General features: G+C 36.5%; 8 protein-coding genes. 7 read left to right on the forward strand and 1 reads right to left on the reverse strand.

Annotated features, from left to right (window positions below; translation table 11 throughout):
- Nucleotides 1-36 precede the first annotated feature (36 nt).
- From P2086_RS07575 to P2086_RS07605, 7 genes are all read left to right on the forward strand, one after another.
- On the forward strand, nucleotides 37-3,501 hold the full coding sequence (locus P2086_RS07575; RefSeq protein ID WP_317899845.1) for an efflux RND transporter permease subunit: 3,465 nt from the start codon (nucleotides 37-39) through the stop codon (nucleotides 3,499-3,501).
- 50 nt (nucleotides 3,502-3,551) lie between these two features.
- Nucleotides 3,552-4,547 (forward strand): hypothetical protein, encoded by a 996-nt coding sequence (locus P2086_RS07580; RefSeq protein WP_317899846.1) that lies wholly within the window; start codon nucleotides 3,552-3,554, stop codon nucleotides 4,545-4,547.
- A gap of 67 nt (nucleotides 4,548-4,614) precedes the next feature.
- Complete coding sequence (locus P2086_RS07585; protein WP_317899847.1) at nucleotides 4,615-6,624, forward strand: tetratricopeptide repeat-containing sensor histidine kinase; 2,010 nt, start codon at nucleotides 4,615-4,617, stop codon at nucleotides 6,622-6,624.
- 1 nt (nucleotide 6,625) lies between these two features.
- Nucleotides 6,626-7,387, forward strand: coding sequence for a LytR/AlgR family response regulator transcription factor (locus P2086_RS07590; RefSeq protein ID WP_317899848.1), 762 nt, complete (start codon nucleotides 6,626-6,628; stop codon nucleotides 7,385-7,387).
- Nucleotides 7,388-7,690: 303 nt separating this feature from the next.
- Complete coding sequence (locus P2086_RS07595) at nucleotides 7,691-9,058, forward strand: sensor histidine kinase (protein ID WP_317899849.1); 1,368 nt, start codon at nucleotides 7,691-7,693, stop codon at nucleotides 9,056-9,058.
- On the forward strand, nucleotides 9,027-9,695 hold the full coding sequence (locus P2086_RS07600; RefSeq protein ID WP_317899850.1) for a response regulator: 669 nt from the start codon (nucleotides 9,027-9,029) through the stop codon (nucleotides 9,693-9,695). Before P2086_RS07595 ends, P2086_RS07600 begins: the two co-directional genes overlap by 32 nt.
- A 117-nt stretch (nucleotides 9,696-9,812) precedes the next feature.
- Nucleotides 9,813-12,266, forward strand: a complete 2,454-nt coding sequence (locus P2086_RS07605; RefSeq protein ID WP_317899851.1) for a T9SS type A sorting domain-containing protein — start codon at nucleotides 9,813-9,815, stop codon at nucleotides 12,264-12,266.
- Nucleotides 12,267-12,291: 25 nt separating this feature from the next.
- On the opposite strand, the gene P2086_RS07610 is transcribed toward P2086_RS07605, so the two are convergent.
- Nucleotides 12,292-18,426, reverse strand: a complete 6,135-nt coding sequence (locus tag P2086_RS07610) for a T9SS type A sorting domain-containing protein (protein WP_317899852.1) — start codon at nucleotides 18,424-18,426, stop codon at nucleotides 12,292-12,294.
- Nucleotides 18,427-18,499 lie beyond the last annotated feature (73 nt).

Raw genomic sequence — 18,499 nt, forward strand, 5'->3', positions numbered from 1 at the left:
TATTAAACCAAAACGTTTAATACAAAAATTTAAATCATGTTAGATAAAATAAAAGAATTCAAACCGTCCAGTTGGGCAATAGACAACAAAATGACTGTCTATTTGATTACCATCTTTATTTGTATTGCAGGTATAATGTCCTACAATTCTTTGCCAAAAGAAAATTTCCCAGACATAACGGTTCCAACTATATTCATCAGTACAGTTAATGGTGGAAACTCTCCTACTAATATTGAAAATACGATTACAAAACCGATAGAAAAGAGATTAAAATCGATTTCTGGTGTAAAAAAGTTTAACAGTACTTCTTTACAAGACGTTTCTGTAATTGTGGTAGAATTTAGGACCGATGTAAAGGTAGAGGTTGCAAAACAAAAAGTGAAAGACGCTGTGGACGAAGCACGCGCTGATATGCCTCAAACTTTAACAAAGGAACCAATGATTAAGGAAATTGCTTTTTCTGAAATCCCTATTATGTACATAAACGTTGCCGGTAATTACGATTTAAAGCAATTAAAAAAATACGCTGAAGATTTACAAGACAGAATCGAAGGTCTAAAGGAAATTAACGAAGTAAAAATAGTTGGTGCGCTCGATCGCGAGATTCAGGTAAATATTGATGCCTATAAAATGCAAGCTGCGCAACTAACATTTTATGATATTTCAAGCGCTATTTCAAGAGAAAATCTTTCCATCACCGGTGGTAATGTGCCACTCGAAGGTATGAAACCAACTTTAAGTATTAAAGGTGAGTTTAAAGATCCTAAAGAACTTGAAAATATTATTATTTCATCTGCTTCAGGCGCTAAACTTTTCTTAAGAGATATTGCTGAAGTAAAAGATGGGTTTAAAGAAAAGGAAAGTTACTCTAGTAAAAAAGGTAAAAATGTAATTACACTTAATATTATTAAACGCTCGGGTGAAAATTTAATTGATGCTGCTGATAAGATTAAGGGAATCATTGCTCAAATGGAAAAAACAGATTTCCCTAAAGGGCTTGATATTACTGTAAGTGGCGACCAAAGTGCTAAAACTAAAACGACTCTTCAAGAACTTATCAATACAATTATTATCGGATTTATTTTGGTAACCATTGTATTAATGTTTTTTATGGGCGTTACGAATGCACTTTTTGTGGCACTTTCGGTTCCGCTTTCTATGTTTATTGCCTTTATGATTATGCCGAGTATCGGCTTCTCATTTAATATGATTGTACTCTTTGCATTTTTACTCGCGCTGGGTATTGTGGTGGATGATGCGATTGTTGTAATAGAAAACACACATCGATTATTTGCAAACGGTAAACGCGATATCAAGACTGCTGCTAAAATGGCTGCAGGTGAAGTGTTCTTACCTGTACTTTCAGGAACCATTACAACCTTAGCGCCGTTTATTCCTTTAGCTTTTTGGTCTGGTATCATTGGAAAATTCATGTACTTTCTTCCTATTACTTTAATCATTTCGTTACTCGCATCGTTATTCGTTGCCTATATTATTAATCCGGTTTTTGCGGTAGACTTTATGAAGTCGCACGAAGAAGAGCAAGCAAACTATGGTAAGCTAAATAAAAAGGCAAGAATGCAATTATTACTGTACGGTGTTTTAGCATTATTCAGTTATTTAAGTGGTAGTATAGGGATAGGTAATTTTATTGTTTTTCTTGCTTTCTTTTTAGTGTTGCATAGATTGTGGTTGTACAAAGCAATAGAAGCTTGGCAATTTAAAATATGGCCTAACTTTGTTAATGCATACGTAAAAGTATTAGAGTGGTGTTTGCGTAAACCATGGAGACCTGTGGCTGCAGTAGTTGGATTGTTCTTTTTCTCTATTTTCTTTTTTGTAGTGCGTAGTCCGTCAGTTGTATTTTTTCCGCAAGGTGATCCAAACAACGTATATGTTTATGTAAAATTGCCAGAAGGAACAGATCCAGCAGTTACAAATGAAATGATGCGCAAAGTTGAAAGTAAAGTTTATAGTGTAATTGATGAAAACGATCCGGTAGTTGAATCTATGATTTCTAATGTAACTATTGGTGTAACAGATCCACAGGATGGGGATCAAAATTCTTATCCAAATAAAGGAAAGATCGCGATTAATTTTGTTGAGTTTGAAAAACGTCATGGTAAGTCTACATCAGAATATCTAACAAAACTCCAAGGTTTGAACTGGGAATTGCCTGGGGCGGAAATTGCAGTAAATAAAGAACAATCTGGTCCGCCACAAGCTAAACCAATTACCGTTGAAGTTTCTGGCGATGATTTTCAGGAATTGGTTGAGAATGCGGATGCGTTTGAAACTTTTCTTAAGAAAGCAAAAGTGGAAGGTGTTGATAATCTAAAATCAGATTTTGTAAGTAATAAACCTGAAATTGTTTTTGACATCGATCGTGAACGCGCTCAACGTGAAGGTCTTTCTACCTCGCAGGTTGCAATGGAAATACGAAGTGCTGTATATGGTAACGAGGCGACGAAATTTAGAGACGTTGATGATGAATATCCTGTAAACCTTCGTTTTGAATACAATCAGCGTAGAGATATTGAAACAATCAGAAACTTAAAAATCACCTACCGTGATATGAATATGGGTGGAGCAATACGTAGTGTGCCAATTTCAGCGGTATCTGATATTCGCTATGATTACACTTATGCTGGTATTAAACGGAAAAATAATACACGATTAATTACTTTATCTGCAGACGTAAAAGAGGGGTATAACGCAAATGAGGTTGCCGCAAAAGTAAAAAATATCATGAAAGGCTACCAAGCAACGGGTGCTGTGAATGTTAAGTTTGCCGGACAAGATGAAGAACAGGCAGAAACAATGGCTTTTCTGGGTAGAGCAATGATGATAGCTATTGGTTTGATGTTATTAGTGTTGGTTGGTCTATTTAATTCATTAGGAAAACCACTCATTATTCTATCAGAGATTCTATTTAGTATTATTGGTGTGCTTCTTGGTGTGGCCGTTTTTAAAATGGATATGAGTATTATTATGACCGGAGTGGGTATTATTGCGCTTGGCGGAATTGTGGTGCGGAATGGTATTCTCCTGGTCGAGTTTGCCGAGTTTGCGCGTGAAGGCGGAATGAACTTGTATGATGCTACCGTGGAAGCAGGACGGACACGTATGACTCCAGTTATATTAACAGCGATTGCCGCTGTGTTAGGTTTGATTCCGCTGGCAGTGGGTTTGAATATTAATTTCGAAACATTATTCACACATTTAAATCCGCACATCTTTTTTGGTGGCGACAGTGTTGTGTTTTGGGGACCATTAAGCTGGACAATGATTTTCGGATTAATTTTCGCAACTATTTTAACGCTGTTATTAATTCCTTCTATGTACTTAATTGCAGAACGCTTAAAGCGTAAATCAGTTATTATTTTAAAACACTTTGATCTGCCAACAGCAGCTATGTATATTCCATTCTTAATCTTGGTTTTACGACTGATACTTTATATCAGAGGCCGAAAATTAGATTATGGTAATTTAGATTATTAAAACTAAAATGCTCCCTCAAAAAACGGGGAACATTTTTTAAATTGTGTAGTATGAAAAAAAATATTTTAAGTTTATTTGCAATTGGAATTATTTTTAGTTCCGCTTATTCTCAAAACAATGTTCTTTTGGAAACTAAGTATTATAGTTTTCAAAGTAACGCGCAACTCAATGCTCATGCATATTTATACAATAGAGCTATGGGATGCAAGTATAAAAAGGTTTCGGATGATTCACTAGCATATTATTCTTTTAAAGATAAATTGAAATTATTAAAGCCCGAAGATCTGTCTATCCTAAAACCTGTTCTAATGTTTTACAGAGATTCACTTATAAGTAAAGATTTTTTGTTTGATAGTTTGATGCGCGATTTTTCTGATAAGTTAAGTCTGGATATTGAAGCGAAATCGGGTTGGCAAGCCGCAGCAACAGCACGACTAAAAGTCTTCCAACCTTATTTCAATAAATTGTATTGGAAGGAAATTGAAGCTGATAACAAAGCCTGGATAAACGCGCATAAAAATGAATTAGTTAAGCAAGAACTAACTGTTGTTCCTGAATTAGAAAGAATTTACCAAACACAATTGCCGAGTTCAAAAATTGTTGTGGATCTTACTTGCTACGCAACCTGGGCGGGAGCTTGCAGTTACAAGGATAGTTTTGCGCATATTATATTCGCAAGCAAACATGGTTCTAATAATGGTGACTTAGCGACAGAAGTTGTGTTTCATGAAACTTCCCATTTTTTAGTAGATGAGGTACAGATAAAAATAGCTGAGCTTACAAAGGGTAAAGACATAAAAAAAACTGTCAACTTATGGCATACCATAATTTTTTACACAACGGGTTATGTATTCGATAATCAGTTTTCGACCGAAGCTAAAAAAGTTGTGCCTTTTTATGTTCAAATGAAGTTTGAGGACAAGTTTCCAGATTTTAAAGTAAGTGTAGAGGCTTGTAAATCGTATTGGGATCAATACATAAAGGGTCAAACAACATTTGATGAAGCTATAAAAAGTGTTGCTAATTTTGTGCAGGAAAAGAAGTAGTATAAGTAAAATATTTAATATTGCCTCTGTTTGATATGTGGCTTTCTAAAGTTGATAATTGTGTAGAATGAAATTTAAAATTGTTCCAGTTTTGGTGTTGTGTTGTTGGTTTTCTGGATACTCACAAAATGTAGATTCGCTTAAAAAAATTCTAAATCAGTTTTCACAGGCAAATGCGCTGGATTCGTCCCGGTGCAGTGTTCTTCTAATTTTGACAGAATATGCTCCTGAGGGTGAGTGGGAAGGATATAATGCCGAACTTAAAAAAATTAGTGAAGCCAATCTTAAATCCAAAACTCTTGATAGAAGTAAAATCAGATTTTTTAAATCATGTTTGGCGGACGCCTTTAATGGAGAAGGTTTCATATGTCAGACAAGCAAGTCCAATAGTTTCAAAGCACTCGAAAACTACCGTAAAAGCCTAACATTGAGGGAGGAAATTGGCGACACGTTGGGAATAGCAGAATCCTATAATAATATTGGGGGAGTATATGAAAATCAGGGAAACATTACGAAGAGTATTGAATATTATCATAAAAGCCTGAGACTAAATAATCTTCTTAAAAACAATTATGGTATTGCTATAACACTTAGTAATGTTGGACGAATATACTCCCAACAAAAAAATGAAGATAAGGCTCTTGAATATTTTCAATCTAGTCTCGTAAAACATAGGGAATCAAAAAATGAGGAAGGGGAGGCAATAACATATAATAATATTGCGGTTGTGTATTATAAAATGGGCGACACACTCAAGGCTTTATATTCTTATGAGAAAAGTTTAGTGTTACAAGATAGACTTGGCAATAAGCCTAGTAAAGCCCTTTTACTCAATAACATTGGACTTATTTTTCTAAACAAGGGCAATTTCGAAAAGGCAATTTTTAACTTTAATGAAGGATTGGAAATATCGGAACAATCGGCCTACGTGAAGGGAATCATATTTTCACTGTTTAATATAGGTCGATTTTACACGGATAAAAAAAATTATTCATTAGCAATTTTTTATACAAAGAAGTCATTAAAATTGGCAGCTGAATCTGGATCTTCTGAAGACATACTTCATTCTTCAAGGGCGCTAAAAAAATTGTATCAAACAGTAAACAATTATCTGGCAGCCTATGAAATGTCTGAGTTAAGTTCAAAAATGCATGATAGCATACAAAACGAGTACGCAAAGAAGGAAAATATAAGACGACAATTTCAATATGAGTTTGACGAAAAGGAGAGAATTCTGGGACAGGAACAGGAGGCGGAAAAAGAAATACAAAAAGCTTTATTTATTCAAAAACAACAATACACCGTCATTGTTTTTGTCTTAATCGTTTTTGTTTTATTCACGACTTTTAGTGCAATTTATTTCCGTACTGTTATAGTAAAAAGGAAAAGGGAACTGGCTTATAAGTTGCTGGTGAAGGATTCTGAAATAAAAGCCTTGCAGGCTCAAATGAATCCACACTTTATTTTTAACTCATTAAACTCTGGGTTAGAATTGGTTAGAACGTCTCAAAAGGAGAAAGCGCTTTCATATCTCACTAAGTTTTCAAAACTTATACGAATGATCTTAGAATCCTCAAACAAGAAAATGATTTCTTTAACTGAAGAAATCCAGATTCTTGAATTGTATATAGAACTTGAGAATATGCGTTTTGGAGATTGTTTTAGTTATTCCTTAAAAGTTCACAAAGATCTTGATGCAGATAATATTGAAATTCCGGCTCTTATTACACAACCCTTTATCGAAAATGCAATTTTGCATGGATTACAAAATAAAAGGTCGACTTGTAGTGAAGAAGGAAAATCTTATAAACCCCAGCTTGATATAACTTTAAAAAGGATGGATTCTTATCTAAAATGTGTTATTGAAGATAATGGAATTGGTAGGAAAAAAGCAAATGAGATAAAAAGTAAGAAGTTATTTCATCATCAATCACTAGGAATGGAAGTTACAAAAAGTCGTTTAAATTTAGTTGACGAGAATAAATCCAGTGTTAATTTTTTTGACCTTGTTGATTCGAATGAAGAATCTGCTGGAACACGCGTGGAATTGAATATACCAATAAATGAAATGTTTTGAAATGATAACAGCTGTAATAATAGAAGATGAAATAAACAATGCAAATTATTTAAAAGGATTAATACAAGAACACACTCCTGAAATAAAGCTTTTGGGAATTGCTATGAGTTTGTCAGAAGGCATTTCTCTTGTGCGTAAAACAAATCCTTCACTTATTTTTTTGGATGTGGAGTTGCAAAACGAAAATGGTTTTGATCTTCTCAATCAGATACAACGGAAAGACATTTCTGTAGTATTTACAACAGCTCACGAACGCTATGCGCTAAGAGCCATCAAATTAGCTGCTTTGGACTATTTATTAAAACCTATAGACCCAGTTGATTTAATTGCTGCAATCAAAAAAGTGAACAACAATTTGAATAGAAGTTCTCCAGAAAACGGGTTAAATCTTTTTTTGGAGAATTTAAGAACAATGAGTACTCAAAAAAAGATTGCTATTGCAGCAGCGACGTCAACAGTTGTCGTTGAAATAAGAAATATCATATATATGAAAGCAGAAGGTCCATATACTCATATATTCATGCGTAACGGTGACAGGATTATGAGTTCCAGGCATCTTAAAGAATACGAGGAATTTCTTACGGATTTTAATTTTTTTAGAATTCACAGGTCTTTTTTTGTCAACCTTTCTGAAATTGCTCAATATGCTAAAACTGATGGCGGATATGTTATAATGAGCACAGGAGACCGTGTTGATGTTTCAGATAAAAAAAGGGCTGAACTATTGAATGAACTGTCTACAGAGATAATCTTTCTAAAGTAGCGTATGAAATAAGCATTACGATATTTTTCTTTATTTGTTGCCAAGGCCTTTTCGTTAACTTAAAACCACCTTCTGTTAAATCAACTTTTTCTTTTAAAGCATCGATCTAATTTTACGCCCGTATCTTTAAGATGGTGTTATTGTGTTGAGAGAATTTAGAGTTCCAATTTCTTTGAGGGCTCACTCCAAATTGAATTCAATTTATTATTACTGTCCGAAGAGATATCTGAAATTTCAGAATGTTAGATACGCATTTTGGGTTTATAGTTTACAGTAATAATCGAAGTGATAGAAATAAGTAGAATGAGTATAAGGATAAGTTGGAAAGAGATTACAAAATTAGTCGCCCTTAAATTTGAAAAGTTAGTTTTAATTGGAAGTTCAGGTGAAAGTCTGTCTGAAAAGGAAAGAGAGTATATCATTTATACTAATAGAATAATGTATAGTCTGATAGTTTTTCAATATCTGTTAATTGTAATAACCCTGCCTTTTTCACGGGATATTGGGTTAATACTAGTTGAATTATTATTACCCTTGGCTACTGCTATTGGGCAAATCTTTAAATGGCTAAAGAAATTTTATTTGTCTTCTAGTTTTTTAATAATTATTTCTGTTATAGTAATAGTTTCACTCGATAAAATATATTATCGGTCGCAAGGGGAGGAAGGCGGATTTTTTCTGTACGTTTTTCTGATTCTGTTTATTTTTAATAAGACACTTCGCTACAGTACTTATTCTTCGTTGAAGAAGGCTATACTTTATTTGTATCCTATTTGCGGTATACTTTTCTGGTTTTTGAACTTCATACTATCAAAAAATATGAATGCTATGCACCAGATAAGCATTAATAGTATGTTTTTTATCAATGTTATTTTCGTTTTCGCAATCATGATGTTTCTTTTAATGTTACAGATTTCATTAAATAATAAGCTCGCTAAAAAAGTTCAAAATAAGCAACGGAAGATTGTAAAAATTATAGAAAAAAATAATTTCTATGCCATTAATGCAGGAATTGTTGCTGAAGAAAAAGAAAAGAAACGATTTTCTGAGGAGTTGCATGATAGCGTTGGTCAGTTATTGGCCACTACGATTTCAAATATGGATTTATTAACTATCGAAGAAACCTCTGATAAACTAACCCAGGAGACGGTTTCAAGCTGTATGGCATTGCTTCGTATGGCGATGAGTGAGGTTAGAAGCATTTCTCATAATTTAATGCCTGCAGTTCTAATTGATTTTGGGCTTTGTGAAGCAATAAACGGAGTATGCACTAATGCGCGATTAAAAAATGGATTAAAAATTGTGTTTTATAGCGAGCGCGATATAAAAAATGAGTTCAGGCCAGGTAACGAAATTTCTCTTCATCTGTATCGAATTGTACAAGAGTCGGTAGGCAACATACTCAAACACTCAGGTGCAACCAATGCAAGCATTACATTAATTAGCAACAGAGATCATTATGTGTTGAGTGTTATCGATGACGGAAAAGGTTTCTCAAATAACGCAAAACGTGGAAATGGGCTTTCTAACATTAAAAAACGTGCCTATGCAATTGGTGCCGAATTAATAATTGAAAGTGAACTGAGTATTGGTACCACCGTAACTGTAAATATTAAAAAAGACAAAAAAAATAATTTACATGAATGCAAACATGAGCTTGCCGAAAATTAGAATAGTAATAGCAGATGATTATTTGCTTTTAAGAACGGCCTGGAAACTTTTGCTGCAATCAAATACTGCGTTTGAAGTAGTTGGATTATGTGGTGATGGAGCCTCAACTGTTGAGTTTATTAAGAATAATAAAGTTGATATCGTATTAATGGAAATTAATATGCCGGGTTTAAGCTGTATTGAAGTAACACAAATGATAGGAAATATAGCACCGTGGATTAAAATTATTGGCCTATCCCTGTATAATGAATTTCATTATATCAATAAGTTAATAAAAGCCGGGGCAAAAGGATTTGTTACAAAGTCGGCAGGAAAGGAGGAACTTTTTAAAGCAATTGAAGATGTTTATAACAACATTCCGTTTGTGAGCCCTTCTATTTCGCACTTGTTGATTAAGAATTATTCTGCTATTGGTACTTCCATTGAAACGGGTGAATTGACAATGAGAGAGCTTGATGTAATAAAAAATATTATTTCTGGAAGAACTTCAAAAGAAATTGGAGAACTCATGTGTATAAGTACCAAAACAGTTGAATCTCACAAGTATAATATTTTCAAAAAATTAAACGTAAATAATAGTGTCTCGCTAACTAAAATGGTAATCGAACAAGGTATAATTGTGAGCGAGCAAAAGTAAGCACAGATCCTTAAAAACTTCTAAGTACAACTCCTTATTTTTCTTTTTTTTCTTCCATTTTAAGGTGCAATATCATATCAATGATATAACATTGCGACAAAACGAATCAAAAATTAAATGAAAAATCTAAGTCTTTTTTTTCTATGCCTAACTTGCTTTACTATTAAGTGTGTAAACTATACATGGAATGGTAGCACGGATAATATGTGGACTAATTCTGCAAATTGGACGCCAAATGGAGTGCCTGGATCGGCCGATAATGTTACAATTGCTGGATCGACTGCCAATTATCCTTCACTAAGTTCGAGTTTAAGTGTAAATAATTTCATAATGAATTCGAACTCTACTTTTGACATTTCAACCTATTTATTTATCCCTACAGGAACATCAATCCTCACAGGAGCTTTAATCACTGGTACTTCCGGTTATCTTAAACTAAACGGAGGATCGTCTACAATAATCAGCAGTACTTTGCAAAGTCGGACCCGTATTAGTTGCAGTACTTACACTCTAACTAATTCGGTGTTTGATAGGTATTTGTTACTTCAAAAGGCCGGAGTGGGTATTAGTAATTCCACAGGTAATGTTTTTAATGATACTCTTTGGGTCGAGAGCAATGGAACAGGAGCATTGCGATTTGGTGTAGGAACACATGATACGTATAATGCAATTGTAATTCTTAAAAATTATTCAACAGGAGATGTCAGCATGGGGTATAATTCCTCAGGAAATGTTTTTAATGGTTCTATTGAAGTGAACTCATCAACTGGAGGAAACATTAATTTTGGAATTGGCGGTGGTACATCTCAATTATATCCGGGTTTTAAGATTTACGAAGGTGCTGAAGGTTTTGTGAGAGGTTGGCTTGAAATTAGAAATTTTACGCAGTTTGGTTCAACTTTACAAACACTTAATCTGTTATGGACTGGGGCATCATCAGGTTCCATACTTGGTCTTAGAATAGGTCCTGGGGCTACATTCAATGGAAGTGTAGTTTTTTCCGCCTCTAATATTTTTTTAAACGGAGCAACGTATAATGGTGTGAGTAGCACTTTTCAAAAGGTATCTGGTGGTGGTTCTAATTTGAGTACAGGGGGTAATGTGTTTAATAGCGCTATAACAAATATTGAAAACACAACTTCATCACTATTACGCATGGCGAATGTAAATGCAGACACGTACAACACAACAATTCATTTTTACAGGGGAATAAGCACTACTCAATTGGAAGTAGCATACAATGGGTTAAATTCATTTACCGGAGACATCTATATTGATTGTGGAACAGCAACATCTACAAACGTAATTTCTTTCGGAAGTGGTTCGGGGACAGTTATGATTAATGGAACAGCACCACAGAACATATACAGACTTTCTCCGACAAAAATTCCTGCACCGGTTATTAAATATCTTTGTATAAATAAAATTTCAGGAAATTTCATTCTAAATACTGCAGTTGATATAGTGTTAAACTTGATGTTGATGAATGGTGTTATTAGTGCAAGCAGCACAAATAGTTTGTTAATTGATGTCGGAGGGACATGCAATTTAGGAAATAATTTGAGTTACGTAGATGGACCAATAAGCCTTAGAATAAGTAGTACTGGCCCGACAGCAATGAATTTCCCTCTTGGAAAAAATGGGGCGTATAGACCAGCAATATTAAATGTTACGCATAATGATGTGGCACCAGTAATTTACGATGGAGAACTAATTGGAACATCAGCCAATTCTCTGGGTTATTCGCTCCCCCCTACATTGAATTTAGTTTCTTTAATGCGATATTGGCAGATTAGCAGAGAGGCGATACCTAATTTATCAGCCGCAGTGGTTACACTTTTTTATGACTCCGACGATGGTGTGCCAGATCCCTCTTTTCTGTCTGTTGCAAAAACAAATGGCGCAGGAAATAGTTGGACTGATATTGGTGGCACGGGTTCAGCGGCTGTATCAGGAAGTATAACGTCGGGCAGTTTTATCACTTTCAGTAAATTCGCGCTTGGAAATAAAATAGGCGGCTTAAATCCACTTCCTATAGAACTTGCTGAGTTTAGTGCTAAACCGCTTGGAGATCAAGTAGAAGTAAACTGGATAACAGCTTCAGAAAAAAACAATTGTTATTTTACTATCGAAAAAACAAGCGATGGACATTTTTTTGAGGAGGTAGCCACCATTAAAACAAACGGAAATAGTTTCACAAATAAAAATTATTCTGCAATAGATGCGCATCCTTTTGAAGGCATTTCATATTACCGTTTAAAACAAACGGATGTTGATGGGACTACAAAAGCTTATAAATTTGTCTCGGTGGATATGCCAAAGAAAACTTCATTAAAAATTTTCCCAAATCCTTCTGATGGCAATTTCGAGATTCAATTTGATAATTATTCGTTTGAAAAAATTGAAATACTCGACGAGTTAGGCAAAAAAATTTATCAATCAGAATCTTATGGTACAGCAAATAGAAATTGTATAAAAATAAAAATTGCCGATCAAGCCAAGCCGGGTATCTATACTGTTTTACTAAAGGATAGAGAGAAGACAATTGCTCGTAAAATCAACATTCTTTGAAGAGAAATAACTAACTAGTCTATAGTTATTCTTTTATTAGTCTAAGTATCTGAACATTTCTGTTATTATTGATTTTTAAGATATAAATGCCTACTGAGTAACCATTGAGATCGATATTCGCAACAGTTGAATCATGTTCTTCTAATAGAAGGATTAATTGCCCAAGGGCATTAAAGATGCTAATTTCTCCTGTAAATGATTCGCTAAATTCTAATTTTACATTTCGATTCGCTGGATTAGGATAAATTTTTATTTTATTGTTTTTAGTGAGTGAACCTAAGCCTTCACAAATTGAAACTGATACAGATATAGTAGCAGAATTCTCACATCCATTTGTGTTACCATTTATCGTATAAGTTGTACTAACATTCGGCACAAATGAACTTGGATTGGACGTGCTATTTCCTGGTAAATAAGTGTAGGTGCTTGCGCCATCCGCAGTGAGGGTGAACTCATCACCTAAACACAAAAGTGTGTTTGATGCAGATACAGTTATGTTTGGAAGCGGATTTACATTAATAGTGATGAGAGTAGAGGTGCTGCTACAAGTGCCATTGTTGCCACTCAGCGTATAACTCGTTGTAGTTGTTGGACTAATACTAATACTTGTGGTAGTTATATTTCCTGGATTCCATGTATAATTACTTGCGCCGCTAGCAATTAATGTTGCGGTCATGCCAGAACATAATAGCGATGGCGATGAGGTAACCAACAGGCTTGGTGTCGGTACTACGTTAACCGTCAGTGTAGCAGTGTTGCTACAGCCATTTTGAGCAATGCCGGTAGCACTATAATTGGTAGTTGAATTTGGGTTAACTACGTGGGTTGGTCCGGATAGATTTCCTGGCATCCAGTTATAACTAATTGCACCATTCGCATTTAGCGTATAGGAGTCCCCACTACAAATGGTTGTGCCTGGCTGACCACTAACAGTTACAGTTGGCGAAGGACTAACTAAAATAACTGCGGCGGTTGTGGCAGAGCAATTGCTATTAAAAGCAGTAACTAAATAAAGTGTTGAAGTATTTGGAGAAACAATTACGCTAGTACCTGTACTTGATGCTGGAGGTGACCATGAATAAGTGTCCGCTCCTGAAACACTTAGAGTAACAGAAGTTCCAGAGCAGATGGTTGAAGAACTAGCAACGACTACCGGGGCTGGTATTGGATTAACAGAAACATTTACAACTCCAGTTGCATTACAACCAAAGGAAGAATAGCCTGTTACCGAGTAAGTTGTATTAGAGGTTGGACTGACGCTTACAGGATTTCCGGAAATATTACCAGGGTTCCAACTATATGTTGATGCACCTGTTGCGATAAGCGAAGTTGAACCTCCGCTACAAATTGTGGAAGGTTGCGCTGTAGCGGATATGGTGGGATTTGGGTTTACAATAACAACTATATTGGAACTCGATGTACAGGGTCCAGTTGTTCCGATCACTTGGTATAATGTTGGAGTGGTCGGACTGAAGACTGCAATAGAGCCAGTGACAGATCCAGGTGTCCAAATATATGAATTTGCTCCTGTTGCTGTAAGTGAGGTGGAAGCGCCGGTGCAAATTACACTGGAACTGGCGTTCGCGACAATAGTGGGCGTTGGAGCTACAGATACAATTGCCGAAGCAGAGGCTGTGCAACCATTTACGCTGCTTACAGTCACGTTATAAGGGCTCGTAAGTAATGGCGAAATGGCATTTGTACTACCAGTGCTGCTGGCGGGCGCCCATGTATAAGACACCCCACCCGATGCTACAAGTGTTGCACTAGTTCCACTACAAATAGATGAAGTGGGAACTCCTGATAGGCTGGCGATAGGACTGGAAAAAGTTGTTACGGTTGTTGCAAGAGTTACGTTGCAACTACCGGTATGCGCTGTTAAAAAGTAAATAGTTGTTACTGTTGGTGTTACAGCCAAGGTTGGTGTTCCGGGTAATGTGAAATTCCAAGTGTAGCTGGTTGCACTCACGGTTGAGCTAAGTGTAAGAGATTGACCTGGACACACACTACTGGAAGATACATTCATAGTGGCACTTGGTGAGGGAGATACGAATACGGTTAGATTCGCACTAGAATTACATCCAAGAGCGTTAGTACCGGTTACAGTATAAACAGTTGTTGCAAGAGGCGTAAGAGTAACATTTTGTGTTGCATAATTTCCTGGATTCCATGTATAAGTTAGCGCTCCGTAAGCACTTGTATTTAGGAATGATCCTAAGCAAATAGCAACGTTATTTGTAACAGTTAGAGTGGGAGCTACATTTAATGCTACAGAAACTGTATTTGTACCAGTACAAAAACCGTTAGAACCAATTACTGTGTAAACACTGTTTGCAGTTGGCGACACTGATATAGAAGGAGCAACCAAGCCCGGAGGATTCCAGCTATAACTTACAGCTCCGCTTGCAGTTAACATGGCAATAGTACCCGGACAGATAATTGTTGGCGTTGAAATGGCTGAAACTGTAGGATTAGGATGAACTGTAAGTGTAGTGTTTACGTTTGCGCTACAGCCAGTACTGGTGTGTGTTCCCGAAATAGAGTAAATTGTTGTGGAGAGTGGATTTAATGTTTTTGTTGCTCCAGCACCGCCTGGGCTCCATATATAAGAATCGGCGCCACTTGCTGTTAAGATGGTTGATGAACCAGAACAAATTGAAGGACTGGCGACAACACTAATTGTTGGATTTTGATTAACGAGTAGAAACACCGTAGTCGTATTTACACATGTGCCGTCTGAAGCAGCAGCAGTATATAGAGTACTCACCGACGGGCTAACAGAAGGAGCAGCTCCTGTAATACTAAAACTGTTTATATTATTCGTCCATGTATAAGTCATTGCACCGCCTGCTGCAAGGGTTGCAGTTATTCCGCTACAAACTACAGTAGGACTCACAATAGCAAACACGGTCGGCAAACTGAATACTGTAACTGTTACTGTTCTGCTATGTGCGCAATTACCGTTATTTCCAGTAACAGTATAAATGGTTGTAGAACTTGGACTAAAATTTTGAGAGGCTCCTGTTAACGCCCCAGGATTCCAGGTATAAGAGCTAGCACCACTTGCGTTTAGTAAAATGGAATTTCCTAAACAAATACTTCCGCCCGAAGCACTAACAGTTGGCGTTGTGGTTACACTCACAGAAACTACAGCGCTGCTTGAGCAAGATCCAATAGATCCGTTAACAGTATAAACTGTTGTGGATGCAGGATTTAAACTTTGAGAAGTGCCGTTTAAATTTCCAGGAATCCATGTGTAATTGGTAGCTCCGCTGGCAGTTACCAATGTTGCATTACCCGAACAAATTGCGGCGTTGGGAACAGCAACGGTTGGAGTTGTATTCACAGTGATAGTTGAATTAGCACTCGATGTGCAAGTACCAATAGTACCAACTACTGTGTATACAGTTGTACCAGATGGATTTAAACTTTGAGCCGCTCCGCTTAAAGCGCCCGGATTCCATACATAAGAACCTGCGCCACTTACTGTTAAAAGAGTTGATGTGCTAGAGCAAATTGTTGCATCAGAAACACTAACGGTTGGCGTTGTGGTTACACTGAGTGTTGTTGTTGAGCTCGCTGTGCAGCTCCCAATAGTACCAGTAACTGTATAAACTGTTGTGGAAGCTGGATTTAAACTCTGCGAAGCTCCAGTGAGATTCCCAGGATTCCAAGTATAAGAAGAAGCGCTACTTGCGGTTAATAAAGTAGAACTGCCCGAACAAATTCCACCATTTGGAACACTTACGGTTGGCGTGGTGTTAACGGTAATACTCATTGATAAAGAGTTTGTACATGCGCCAGTAGTTCCAGTAACTGTATAAATTGTTGTGGAGGCAGGATTTAAATTTTGAGAAGCTCCAGTTAAACCTCCAGGATTCCAAACATAAGAACTTGCACCGCTTGCTGTAATAAACGTTGATGTTCCAGAACAAATAGTGGCATTAGGCACCGATACAGTTGGTGTGGTATTTACGGTAATTGTAAAAATAAGCGGACTAGCGGCACACGAATTACTGCTACCTGTTACTGTATAAGCGGTCGTTGCTGTTGGACTAAGGTTTTGCGAGAGACCAGTTAATCCTCCGGGATTCCAAGTGTAAGAACTGGCGCCACTTGCGGTTATTAAAGTGGAAGTGCTTGAACAAATGGTTGCGTTTGGTGCTGATAATGTTGGAGTAGTATTCACGCTGATAGTAAAAGTTGTGTTGCTGGAACATGTCCCGTTACTGCCGTTTATGGTATATATTTGTGTGGAAGCAGGATTTAAATTTTGTGAAGCACCTGATAAATTACCCGGATTCCACGTATAACCACTGGCGCCAATTACATTCATTAAGGTAGAAGAGCTCGAACAAATAGTTGCCGAAGGAACACTCAGTGTTGGTTGACCTACAATATTAATTGTTTTTGTAAGTGTTGCGGATGATCCAAAACCGTTAGTAGCTATTAATGAAATTGAAAATACACCAGCTGCTGCAAATGTTGTAGATGTGTTTTGAAGGGTAGAAGAGGAAGGACTTCCGCCTAACATTGTCCAACTCCAACTAGCAGGACTATCAGTTGATAGATCCGTTAAAGTAAGCGTTTCTCCAACACAGGCTGTTGTTGGAATAGTAAAGGAGGCAGTTGGTGCTGTTACTAAACAAATACTGGCGGTTAATGCACTCATGGCGCTTTTACCACATACACCCGGTGAGGTGTTACGACTCATAACATCATTCCCACCATTAATATTATTAGTAATTAAACTACGTTTATTTTGCGAATTGCTTAATGCATAATGCATCACATCGGAAGAGTTAATGACATGAGAAAGCTGATGTCCGTGACCTAATTCATGAAGTGAAACGGATTCAAAATCATACTGAAGACCAGTGGCCAAAGTTGGTCCAAACTGCCAGGCTATCGAAGTGGTTGTTCCATCGTCAAAACAAATATCCAATTCACTTACATACCAGTTCACCACTGTACCTGTGATGCAACCACTGAAATAACTGCTGCAACGGCCTAAAACGCCAACAGGTAATTCTGCTCCTATATCAAAACGAATAATATTTATTCCATCTGAAGCAATCACATTTGTTGTAGTAGGCGCACCTAATACCCAGTTAATATAGGTGTTGCAGCGCCAAGTCTGAAATGATCTTAAAAAGGAAGCTTTCGCACTTGCGCTGGCATCAAAACCAGTATACATTTGCCAGGTTATTCCTGAACTTCCATTTAAGTCAACATGCCGTGTGTTATAAACTGTTGTGGTTGGACCATAATATACATTAAGCTCACCATAGTTAACCGTTAGTGTTTGAGCACTCAAAGTGGGACTTCCTGCAACCGTTACGCGCACAGGTCCTGTTCCAGCAGTTCCTGAAACAGTCCCAGCTCTGGTTGGAACCATTACTTGTATTTGTGTGTTACTCCAAGATACATAGTGTGTTATATCGGGTTTAATAAAAGTAGAACCGCCATCGTCAGCATTATAAAACTCAACAAAAGAAGTACTTTGTGTGGAACCAAACCCTGTTCCAGTTATCGTAATAATACTGGATGTTCCCGCTGTTATTGTGAGAGGCGAGATTCCAGTTACTGAGTTTATTGTATTCTGGCTGTACCCTTTACCGTTTGAAGAGCTTGTATAGTTTGGTAAATCTACTCCCAGTACTTTTTCGAGTTCTGGATATAAATCTTTATTAATTGAAGTATATTTATGAAAAGGTTCATAGGCAGCGTCGTCAAAAGAATCATACTTTATAAATCCCTGAACATCTGCATAGGCTTGAAATACTTCTTCACCAAATTGCGCTGGAACTTGTTCAAATGTATTTAGAATAAAAACACCTTCGTCGTACGGTTTTAATTGAAGAGAAGGCTCTACCGTTTGTTTTTTTAAACCAATTTCTCCACCTTCTGTAATAATTTCAATACGTTCTTTAGATAACGTTCCTTTAAATACTTTGTCAACCAAAATTAAGTTAGAAGTGTAGATGTAGTTCTTCGAGGAGTTCCAAAAAGACTGTTGGGCAATAACCTTTCCCTCAATAACTAAGGAGCTATTACTTATTTTATTTGAAAGTGTAACAGGATAAAGAGAACACTGTGCATAGAGTCCATTTACAAGGATTAGAAATGCAACTACAAACGTGAAGTAAAATTTTTTCATGATAGGGTATTTACAAAGAAGAGCTAAGCTATAAAAATTAATCAAAACTAGCTAGGCATCCCCCTTAAATTAG

The sequence above is a fragment of the Aurantibacillus circumpalustris genome (genome assembly GCF_029625215.1).
GTDB lineage: Bacteria > Bacteroidota > Bacteroidia > B-17B0 > Aurantibacillaceae > Aurantibacillus > Aurantibacillus circumpalustris.

What these genes read in the sequence shown, in the direction of transcription:
- P2086_RS07575 (WP_317899845.1), top strand. Translation starts at nt 37, where the DNA reads ATGTTAGATAAAATAAAAGAATTCAAACCGTCCAGTTGGGCAATAGAC.
- P2086_RS07600 (WP_317899850.1), top strand. Translation starts at nt 9,027, where the DNA reads ATGAATGCAAACATGAGCTTGCCGAAAATTAGAATAGTAATAGCAGAT.
- P2086_RS07585 (WP_317899847.1), top strand. Translation starts at nt 4,615, where the DNA reads ATGAAATTTAAAATTGTTCCAGTTTTGGTGTTGTGTTGTTGGTTTTCT.
- P2086_RS07580 (WP_317899846.1), top strand. Translation starts at nt 3,552, where the DNA reads ATGAAAAAAAATATTTTAAGTTTATTTGCAATTGGAATTATTTTTAGT.
- P2086_RS07590 (WP_317899848.1), top strand. Translation starts at nt 6,626, where the DNA reads ATGATAACAGCTGTAATAATAGAAGATGAAATAAACAATGCAAATTAT.
- P2086_RS07605 (WP_317899851.1), top strand. Translation starts at nt 9,813, where the DNA reads ATGAAAAATCTAAGTCTTTTTTTTCTATGCCTAACTTGCTTTACTATT.
- P2086_RS07610 (WP_317899852.1), bottom strand. Translation starts at nt 18,426, where the DNA reads ATGAAAAAATTTTACTTCACGTTTGTAGTTGCATTTCTAATCCTTGTA.
- P2086_RS07595 (WP_317899849.1), top strand. Translation starts at nt 7,691, where the DNA reads ATGAGTATAAGGATAAGTTGGAAAGAGATTACAAAATTAGTCGCCCTT.